Source organism: Brevundimonas sp. P7753 (assembly GCF_013386595.1).
GTDB classification, from domain to species: Bacteria; Pseudomonadota; Alphaproteobacteria; order Caulobacterales; family Caulobacteraceae; genus Brevundimonas; species Brevundimonas bullata.
In genome coordinates this window covers 1-10,232 of sequence record NZ_JACARP010000101.1, presented here as the reverse complement: position 1 = coordinate 10,232, position 10,232 = coordinate 1, and the positions used below count along the sequence as shown (strand labels likewise).

The 10,232-nt window shown below is 65.4% G+C and carries 3 protein-coding genes and 1 pseudogene; 2 read left to right on the top strand and 2 right to left on the bottom strand.

The window, feature by feature from the left end:
- Positions 1–50: 50 nt before the first annotated feature.
- On the bottom strand, positions 51–572 hold the full coding sequence (locus HX774_RS16460; RefSeq protein WP_178828548.1) for an FKBP-type peptidyl-prolyl cis-trans isomerase: 522 nt from the start codon (positions 570–572) through the stop codon (positions 51–53).
- Between the two features lie 530 nt (positions 573–1,102).
- Between HX774_RS16460 and rpoB the strand changes: the two genes are divergently transcribed.
- Together rpoB and rpoC are read left to right on the top strand one after the other, a co-directional pair.
- Positions 1,103–5,218, top strand: coding sequence for a DNA-directed RNA polymerase subunit beta (rpoB, locus tag HX774_RS16455; protein WP_178828546.1), 4,116 nt, complete (start codon positions 1,103–1,105; stop codon positions 5,216–5,218).
- A 101-nt stretch (positions 5,219–5,319) separates the two neighbouring features.
- Positions 5,320–9,516: a DNA-directed RNA polymerase subunit beta' gene (gene rpoC, locus HX774_RS16450; RefSeq protein WP_114818748.1), complete on the top strand. Its 4,197-nt coding sequence runs from the start codon at positions 5,320–5,322 to the stop codon at positions 9,514–9,516.
- Positions 9,517–9,573: 57 nt separating this feature from the next.
- On the opposite strand, the pseudogene HX774_RS16445 reads toward rpoC, so the two are convergent.
- Positions 9,574–10,232: pseudogene (locus tag HX774_RS16445) on the bottom strand (hypothetical protein); the annotation flags it as partial.

Here is a 10,232-nt window from a genome sequence, read left to right as displayed (position 1 = left end):
CCTCACCCCCATCCCCGGCCCTTCCCCACTCGAGGGGGAAGGGAGAAGATTTATGCGGCCGGGTTCACTTCCAGCAGTTCGACGGTGAAGCGCAGGGTGGAGTTGGCGGGGATTTCCGTGCCCATCCAGCGGGAGCCGTAGGCGAGGTCGGCGGGGATGACGAACTCATAGGTCTCGCCGGTGCGCATCAGGGCGACGCCTTCGGTCCAGCCCTTGATGACGCGGTTCAGGGGGAAGCTGGTCGGTTCGTTGCGCGAATAGGAGCTGTCGAACTCGCGGCCGTCGATGAAGGTGCCGCGATAGTGGACCTTAACGGTGTCAGTAGCGACCGGCTGGACGCCGTTGCGGTTGGCCTTGCCGACGCGGCGGTACTGCAGGCCCGAAGGGGTGGTGGTCCAGCCGCTGCGCTGGCCGTTCCACATCAGATAGGCGGTCTGGCCGACCTCCCAGTTCTCCTGGGTGGCGGGACCTTGCGGGACGACCTGGGCCGTCGTGGCGGGCGCGGAGGCGCAGGCCGACAGGGTCAGGGCGAGGGCGGATGCGGCGAGCGCGGGCAGAATGATGCGGTTCATAACGGTTAGGCTTATCACAAGGCGTGGCGGTGTCGATGAGGGCCTCAACACGCCGTCATCCCGGCCGCAGCGGAGCGGAGAGCCGGGACCCAGGCGTTTGATCCTGGCGGGACGGCGCCTATGTCCGCCGTCTGGGTCCCGGGTTCGGCTGCGCCGCCCCGGGATGACGGGAGAAAAAGGTGGGGAGGTTTCGCCTGGCCGCCCCCACCCGGTCGCTGCGCGACCACCCTCCCCGGACGGGGAGGGAGAAAGAGGTGCGGGGCCTTTATTTCGCCGGAGATCGGCGTATATATGCCGCTCCGCAGATTCCATGAATCCCGCGCGAAAGCGCCGAGGCCCGGTTTGTCGCCCTCCGACCGGTGCGCAGGCGTCGTCCCTTTCCCAAGGGGCGAGCATATTTCAGGCGCCCTGATCCCGCAGCGGATCGAGGGTGGGCGCCGAGAGAACTTACGGTCACGGATCGCCGAATGGCGGGCCGTGGCTGCTGCATTGACGTCGGGCCCTTATCGGCTCGCGATTGGGAAAACAGAATGGCAAACTCCACTGACGGTCTCGCCCTGGGTAAGATCGCCTCCGCCACCTCGTTCACCGGAAAGAAGCGCATTCGTCACTCGTTCGGGCGTATCCCCGAAGCGGTGAAGATGCCGAACCTGATCGAGGTTCAGCGCGCTTCCTACGAGCAGTTCCTGCAGCGCGAAGTGCGCAGCGGCGTTCGCAAGGACCAGGGCATCGAGGCGGTCTTCAAGTCGGTCTTCCCGATCAAGGACTTCAACGAGCGCGCCGTCCTGGAGTACGTGTCCTACGAGTTCGAGGACCCCAAGTACGACGTCGAAGAATGCATCCAGCGCGACATGACCTATGCCGCGCCGCTGAAGGTCAAGCTGCGCCTGATCGTCTTTGAGACCGAGGAAGAAACGGGCGCCCGTTCGGTCAAGGACATCAAGGAGCAGGACGTCTACATGGGCGACATTCCGCTCATGACGGACAAGGGCACCTTCATCGTCAACGGCACCGAGCGCGTGATCGTCTCGCAGATGCACCGTTCGCCGGGCGTCTTCTTCGACCACGACAAGGGCAAGACCCACTCGTCGGGCAAGCTGCTGTTCGCCGCCCGCGTCATTCCCTACCGCGGCTCGTGGCTGGACTTCGAGTTCGACGCCAAGGACGTGGTCTTCGTCCGTATCGACCGTCGCCGCAAACTGCCGGCCACCAGCTTCCTGCTGGCCCTGGGCATGGACGGCGAGGAAATCCTCAAGACCTTCTACGAGACCGTGCCCTACGAGAAGCGCGGCGAAGGCTGGGTCACGCCCTACAAGCCGGAACGCTGGCGCGGCGTGAAGCCGGAGTTCGACCTGGTCGACGCCGACACCGGCGAAGTGGTCGCCCAGGCCGGTCAGAAGATCAGCGCCCGCGCCGCCAAGAAGCTTGCCGACGGCGGTCTGACTTCGCTGTCGCTGGCGGCTGACGCCCTGCTGACCAAGTATCTGGCCGCCGACGCCGTCAACTATGAGACCGGCGAGATCTACGCCGAGGCCGGCGACGAGCTGGACGCGGAATCGATCGCCCTGCTGGAAGAGCACGGCTTCACCACCATCGACGTGCTGGACATCGACCACGTCACGGTCGGCGCCTACATGCGCAACACCCTGCGCGTGGACAAGAACACGGGTCGTGAAGACGCCCTGTTCGACATCTATCGCGTCATGCGTCCGGGCGAGCCGCCGACCCCGGAAGCCGCCGAAGCCATGTTCAACTCGCTGTTCTTCGACAGCGAACGCTACGACCTGTCGGCTGTGGGCCGGGTCAAGATGAACATGCGTCTGGAGACCCCCGAGGTTTCCGACGAAATCCGCGTCCTGCAAAAGGACGACGTGCTGAAGGTGCTGCAGATCCTGGTCGGCCTGAAGGACGGCCGCGGCGAGATCGACGACATCGACAACCTGGGCAACCGTCGCGTGCGTTCGGTCGGCGAGCTGCTGGAAAACCAGTACCGCGTCGGTCTGCTGCGTATGGAGCGCGCCATCAAGGAGCGCATGAGCTCGGTCGATATCGACACGGTCATGCCGCACGACCTGATCAACGCCAAACCGGCCGCGGCTGCGGTGCGTGAATTCTTCGGCTCGTCGCAGCTGTCGCAGTTCATGGACCAGACCAACCCGCTGTCGGAGATCACCCACAAGCGTCGCCTTTCGGCGCTTGGCCCGGGCGGTCTGACCCGTGAGCGCGCCGGCTTTGAAGTCCGCGACGTTCACCCGACCCACTATGGCCGCATCTGCCCGATCGAAACGCCGGAAGGCCCGAACATCGGTCTGATCAACTCGCTGGCCACCCACGCGCGCGTCAACAAGTACGGCTTCATCGAGAGCCCCTATCGTCGCGTGAAGGACGGCAAGGCCACGGACGAGGTGGTCTACATCTCGGCCATGGAAGAGGCGAAGCACGTTATCGCCCAGTCCAACATCGAACTGAAAAACGGCGAGATCGTCGAGGACCTGGTCCCCGGCCGGATCAACGGCGAATCCCAGCTGCTGACCAAGGCCGACGTCGACATGATGGACGTGTCGCCGAAGCAGGTCGTTTCGGTCGCTGCGGCCCTGATCCCCTTCCTGGAAAACGATGACGCCAACCGCGCACTGATGGGCGCGAACATGCAACGTCAGGCCGTGCCTCTGGTGCAGTCGGACGCGCCGCTGGTCGGCACCGGCATGGAAGCGGTCGTGGCCGTGGACTCCGGCGCGGTCGTGATCGCCCGTCGTGACGGCGTGGTCGAGCAGATCGACGGCACCCGTATCGTTCTGCGCGCCACCGGCGACGTGGACGCGGGTCGTTCGGGCGTCGACATCTATCGCCTGTCGAAGTTCCAGCGCTCGAACCAGTCGACCTGCATCAACCAGCGCCCGATCGTGCGCGTGGGCGATGAAGTGAAGGCCGGCGACGTGATCGCCGACGGCCCGTCGACAGACCTGGGCGAACTGGCTCTGGGCCGTAACGTCCTGGTCGCCTACATGCCCTGGAACGGCTACAACTTCGAAGACTCCATCCTGATCTCCGAGCGCATCGTGCGCGACGACATCTTCACCTCCATCCACCTCGAAGAGTTCGAAGTGATGGCGCGTGATACGAAGTTGGGCCCGGAAGAAATCACCCGCGACATCCCCAACGTCGGCGAGGAAGCCCTGCGCAACCTCGACGAAGCGGGCATCGTGGCCATCGGCGCCGAAGTCCAGCCGGGCGACATCCTGTGCGGCAAGGTCACGCCGAAGGGCGAAAGCCCGATGACGCCGGAAGAGAAGCTGCTGCGCGCCATCTTCGGCGAGAAGGCTTCGGACGTGCGCGACACCAGCCTGCGTCTGCCGCCCGGCGTCGCCGGCACGGTCGTCGACGTGCGCGTCTTCAACCGTCACGGCGTCGACAAGGACGAGCGCGCCGTGGCCATCGAACGCGCTGAAATCGAACGCCTCGGCAAGGACCGTGACGATGAGCTCAAGATCCTTGAGCGCAACGTCTATGGCCGCCTGAAGCCGCTGCTGCTCGGCAAGGACGCCGTCTCGGGCCCGAAGGGCATGGGACGCGGCGAAGTGACCGAAGAGAAGCTGGCTGAAGTGTCCAAGGGCCTGTGGTGGCAGATCGCCCTCGACGACGAGAAGGCGATGGGCGAGCTCGAGGCCATGAAGAAGCAGTTCGAGGACGCCCGTAAGGCGCTCGACCGTCGCTTCGAAGACAAGGTCGAGAAGCTGCAGCGCGGCGACGAACTGCCGCCGGGCGTCATGAAGATGGTCAAGGTCTTCGTGGCCGTGAAGCGCAAGCTTCAGCCGGGCGACAAGATGGCCGGCCGTCACGGAAACAAGGGCGTCATCTCCAAGATCCTGCCGATCGAGGACATGCCGCACCTGGACGACGGCACCCACGTCGACATCGTTCTGAACCCGCTGGGCGTGCCTTCGCGCATGAACATCGGTCAGATCTTCGAAACCCACCTGGGGTGGGCCTCGGCCGGCCTCGGCAAGCAGATCACGGGTCTGCTGGAGCAGTGGATGGACGGCGGCATGCGCGACGCCCTGGTGTCGCGTCTGACCGAAATCTACGGCGCCGACACCCCGCTGCCGGAATCGGACGAAGACCTGATCGAGCTGGCGCAGAACCTGGCCAAGGGCGTGCCCTTCGCGACCCCGGTCTTCGACGGCGCGCACATCTCGGACATCGAGGACCTGCTGGAATCGGCCGGTCTGGATCGTTCGGGCCAGTCGATCCTGTTCGACGGTCAGACGGGCGAGCAGTTCAAGCGTCCGGTCACGGTCGGCTACGTCTACATGCTGAAGCTGCACCACCTGGTCGACGACAAGATCCACGCCCGCTCCATCGGCCCGTACTCGCTCGTCACCCAGCAGCCGCTGGGCGGTAAGGCGCAGTTCGGCGGACAGCGCTTCGGGGAAATGGAGGTCTGGGCTCTGGAAGCTTACGGCGCCGCCTACACCCTGCAGGAAATGCTGACGGTGAAGTCCGACGACGTGGCCGGCCGCACCAAGGTCTACGAGGCCATCGTCCGCGGCGACGACAGCTTCGAGGCCGGCATTCCCGAGAGCTTCAACGTGCTCATCAAGGAAATGCGCTCGCTGGGCCTGAACGTGGAGCTGGAGAACAGCTGATCGGAAACTGAAGCCCTCTCCCGCCTGGCGGGGGAGGGCGGTCCGACCGCCTCTCCTCTCTGAATGAATTTTCGCGGGGCATTCCCGCAGAAGGAAAAAAGATGAACCAGGAAGTCCTGAACATCTTCAACCCGGTCCCGGTCACGCCGACCTTCGACCAGATCAAGATCGCCCTGGCCTCGCCGGAGAAGATCCGTTCGTGGTCGTTCGGCGAGATCAAGAAGCCGGAAACCATCAACTACCGGACGTTCAAGCCCGAGCGTGACGGCCTGTTCTGCGCCCGTATCTTTGGCCCGACCAAGGACTACGAATGCCTGTGCGGCAAGTACAAGCGCATGAAGTACAAGGGCATCATCTGCGAGAAGTGCGGCGTTGAAGTCACGCTGGCCCGCGTTCGCCGCGAGCGCATGGGTCACATCGACCTGGCCGCCCCGGTCGCCCACATCTGGTTCCTGAAGTCGCTGCCGTCGCGCATCTCGCTGATGCTGGACATGGCGCTGAAGGACGTGGAACGCGTCCTCTACTTCGAAAACTATATCGTCACCGAGCCGGGCCTGACCCCGCTGAAGCAGAACCAGCTGCTGACGGAAGACGAGTTCTATCGCTATCAGGAAGAATACGGCGACGACGGCTTCACGGCTGAAATCGGCGCCGAGGCCGTCCGCAACCTGCTGATGGGCATCGACCTGCACGCCGAAGCCGAACGCCACCGCGGCGAGCTGGCTGACAGCCCTTCGGAAATGAAGGCCAAGAAGGCGTCCAAGCGCCTGAAGCTGATCGAGGCCTTCCTCGAGTCGGGCAACAAGCCCGAGTGGATGATCCTGACCATCGTGCCGGTCATCCCGCCGGAACTGCGTCCTCTGGTGCCGCTGGACGGCGGCCGCTTCGCGACGTCGGACCTGAACGACCTGTATCGCCGGGTCATCAACCGTAACAACCGCCTGAAGCGCCTGATCGAGCTGCGCGCGCCCGACATCATCATCCGTAACGAAAAGCGGATGCTGCAAGAGTCGGTCGACGCCCTGTTCGACAACGGTCGTCGTGGTCGCGTGATCACGGGCGCCAACAAGCGTCCGCTGAAGTCGCTGGCCGACATGCTGAAGGGCAAGCAGGGCCGCTTCCGTCAGAACCTTCTGGGCAAGCGCGTCGACTACTCGGGCCGTTCGGTCATCACCGTGGGCCCCGAGCTGAAGCTGCACGAGTGCGGCCTGCCGAAGAAGATGGCGTTGGAGCTGTTCAAGCCCTTCATCTATGCGCGTCTGGACGCCAAGGGCCTGTCGGGCACCGTCAAGCAGTCCAAGCGCATGGTCGAGCGCGAGCAGCCGCAGGTCTGGGACATCCTGGAAGAAGTGATCCGGGAACACCCGGTCATGCTGAACCGCGCGCCGACGCTTCACCGTCTGGGCATCCAGGCGTTCGAGCCGAAGCTGATCGAGGGCAAGGCCATCCGCCTGCACCCGCTGGTCTGTACCGCGTTCAACGCCGACTTCGACGGCGACCAGATGGCTGTTCACGTCCCGCTGTCGCTGGAAGCGCAACTCGAAGCGCGCGTCCTGATGATGTCGACGAACAACATCCTGTCGCCCGCCAACGGCAAGCCGATCATCGTGCCGTCGCAGGACATCGTCCTGGGCCTGTACTACCTGTCGCTGGTCAAGGAAAACCAGCCGGGCGAAGGCAAGCTGTTCGCCAACATGGGTGAAATCGACGCCGCCCTGGACGCCCAGGTCGTCGGCCTGCACACCAAGATCAAGGCGCGCTGGACCGAGATGAACGCGGCCGGCGAGATCGTCACCAAGGTCATCGACACGACCCCTGGCCGGATGAAGCTGGGTGCGCTGCTGCCGCACAACGCCAACATCGGCTACAGCCTGCTCGACAAGAACCTGACCAAGAAGGAAATCGGTAACCTGATCGATCAGGTCTATCGCCACTGCGGTCAGAAGGCGACGGTCATCTTCGCCGACCAGATGATGCAGCTGGGCTTCCGTGAAGCCGCCAAGGCCGGCATTTCCGTGGGCAAGGACGACATCGTCATTCCCGCCAAGAAAGCCCAGATGGTCGCGGAAACGCGCACCCAGGTGGAAGAGTACGAGCAACAGTACGCCGACGGCCTGATCACCAAGGGTGAGAAGTACAACAAGGTCGTCGACGCCTGGGCCAAGGCCACGGACAAGATCGCTGACGAGATGATGGGCGAGATCGCTCAGCCTCGCGTCCTGATCAAGGGTCAGGAGCCGGACATCAACTCCGTCTTCATGATGGCCAACTCCGGCGCCCGTGGTTCGCAGGCGCAGATGAAGCAGCTGGGTGGGATGCGCGGCCTGATGGCCAAGCCCTCGGGCGAGATCATCGAGACGCCGATCATCTCGAACTTCAAGGAAGGTCTGACCGTCCTTGAATACTTCAACTCCACCCACGGCGCCCGTAAGGGTCTGGCCGACACCGCGCTGAAGACCGCCAACTCGGGTTATCTGACCCGTCGTCTGGTGGACGTGGCGCAGGACTCCATCGTCACCGAGGAAGACTGCGGCTCGACGCGCGGCATCACCCTGCGCGCCGTGGTCGAAGGCGGCGACGTGCTGGTCTCGCTGGGCCAACGGGTCCTGGGTCGCTATGCGGCCGAGGACATCAAGGAGCCGGGCGGCGACAAGATCCTGTTCCCTGCGGACACCTACCTGCAGGAAGAAGAGATCGAAGTCATCGACGCTGCCGGCGTCCAGTCGATCAAGGTCCGTTCGGCCCTGACCTGTGAGGCCGAAGCCGGCATCTGCGGCATGTGCTACGGTCGTGACCTGGCGCGCGGCACCAACGTCAACATCGGCGAAGCGGTCGGCGTCATCGCCGCCCAGTCGATCGGCGAGCCGGGCACCCAGCTGACGATGCGTACCTTCCACATCGGCGGTACGGCCCAGGTGGCGGAAACCTCGTTCTACGAGGCGACCAACGCCGGTAAGGCCAAGATCGTCGGCCCGACCGTTACGGCGGCGCACGGCGACCTGGTGGCCATGAGCCGCAACGTCGTCGTCACCATCGTCGTCGACGGCAAGGACCGCGAGACCCACAAGGTCCCGTACGGCGCCCGTCTGCGCGTCAAGGAAGGCGCCGATGTCGCCAAGGGCCAACGTCTGGCGGAGTGGGACCCCTACACCACCCCGATCCTGACGGAAGTCGGCGGCGTGATCCGCTTCGAAGACCTGGTCGAGGGCCTGTCGGTCCGCGAAGAAACCGACGAAGCGACGGGCATCGCCCAGCGCGTGGTTTCCGACTGGCGCGCCAGCCCCCGCGGTTCGGACCTGCGTCCGGCCATGGGCGTGACCCTGGGCGATACCTACGCCAAGCTGGCTTCGGGCTCTGACGCCCGTTACCTGCTGCCCGTGGGCGCCGTTCTGTCCGTGTCCAACGGCGACGAGGTCAAGCCCGGCGAGATCATCGCCCGTGTTCCGACCGAAGGCGCCAAGACCCGCGACATCACCGGCGGTCTGCCGCGCGTCGCCGAGCTGTTCGAAGCCCGCCGTCCGAAGGACTGCGCCGTCATCGCCGAAATGGATGGCCGCGTTGAGTTCGGTCGCGACTACAAGAACAAGCGCCGCATCAAGATCACGCCGGAGGTCAACGCCGACGGCGAGCAGGGCGAGGCGGTCGAGTTCCTGATCCCGAAGGGCAAGCACATCTCCGTCCACGACGGCGATCTGATCCAGAAGGGCGACTACATCATCGACGGCAACCCGGACCCGCACGACCTGCTGCGTATCCAGGGCGTCGAAGCGCTGGCCGAGTATCTGGTGAACGAAGTGCAGGAGGTTTACCGACTGCAAGGCGTGCCGATCAACGACAAGCACATCGAAGTCATCGTCCGTCAGATGCTGCAGAAGGTCGAAGTCCTGGATTCGGGTGAAACCACCCTGATCCGCGGCGACACCGTCGAAGTGGCCGAAGCCGTTCTGGAAAACGCCAAGGTCGAGAAGCGCGGCGGTCGTCTGGCCACCACGCAGCCCGTCCTGCTGGGCATCACCAAGGCGTCGCTGCAGACCCGCAGCTTCATCTCGGCGGCGTCCTTCCAGGAGACCACCCGCGTCCTCACCGACGCCTCGGTCCACGGCAAGAAGGACATGCTGGAAGGCCTGAAGGAAAACGTCATCGTCGGCCGTCTGATCCCGGCGGGCACGGGCGCCTATCTGCGCTCGCTGCAGAAGCTGGCGAACCAGCGCGACGCGGAGCTGACGCAGGCCCGCGAAGACGCCATCGAGCCGCTGCCGGCCGACCTGGCGCTGGAACTGGAAAAGTCGGACGACTGATCCGTTTCGGAACTGAAGACTGAAGGGGGCGGCGCTGGCGACAGCGCCGCCCTTTTTCTATTGCGGCTCGCGAGGCGCGGCGGCGCCGGGCGTAGCCGGGCGTCCAGAGGCCGGCGGGCCGTCGCGACGGGTCTGAACGTTGCGGGCTGAGTCCATCTGCAACGATGAGTCCAGATGGGACCCTGCACAGCCGTTGCCGAAGTTCGAGCCGGGGCAGTCCACTGCGCCGACCACGCCGACGCCGCCTGACAAGGGGCGGCGCTGGGCTTCGTAGCGCTGCATCTCGCGGGCGCCTTCGCGGGCGAAGCGGGCGTCGCGTGCGGCGTTGCCGCTGCCGGTGATGGGACGTTGGGCGCCCTCGGCGGCGCGGGCGTTGAAGCGCTCGTCGCAGATGTCGCGTTCGCCCTGGGTGAGGACGCCGGTCGAGGGGCAGCCGCTGGGCGACAGGCGCAGGGCGCGGGCGTTGCGGCCGCTCTGACCCTCGGGCGCGAACCGCCAGGCGTCGGTGACGCCGCCCGCAGCCGGCGCCGGGGCGCCGCCTGGGGCGGGCATGGTCATGCGGGGGGCCGGCGCCGAGGGCGGACCGCCGGCGGCGGCCTCCTCTTCGTCCTTGTCCTTGGCGGGCCGGCGCGCGGGCAAGGCCGGCGCGGGCCGGCTGGGCGCCGACTCGGTGACCGCCAGGGGCGGAGCGGGCTGGAGCCGGGGGACGGCGGGCG

Excerpts from the sequence above, each read along its gene's own strand:
- HX774_RS16460 (WP_178828548.1), bottom strand. The coding sequence starts at position 572 with ATGAACCGCATCATTCTGCCCGCGCTCGCCGCATCCGCCCTCGCCCTG.
- rpoB (WP_178828546.1), top strand. The coding sequence starts at position 1,103 with ATGGCAAACTCCACTGACGGTCTCGCCCTGGGTAAGATCGCCTCCGCC.
- rpoC (WP_114818748.1), top strand. The coding sequence starts at position 5,320 with ATGAACCAGGAAGTCCTGAACATCTTCAACCCGGTCCCGGTCACGCCG.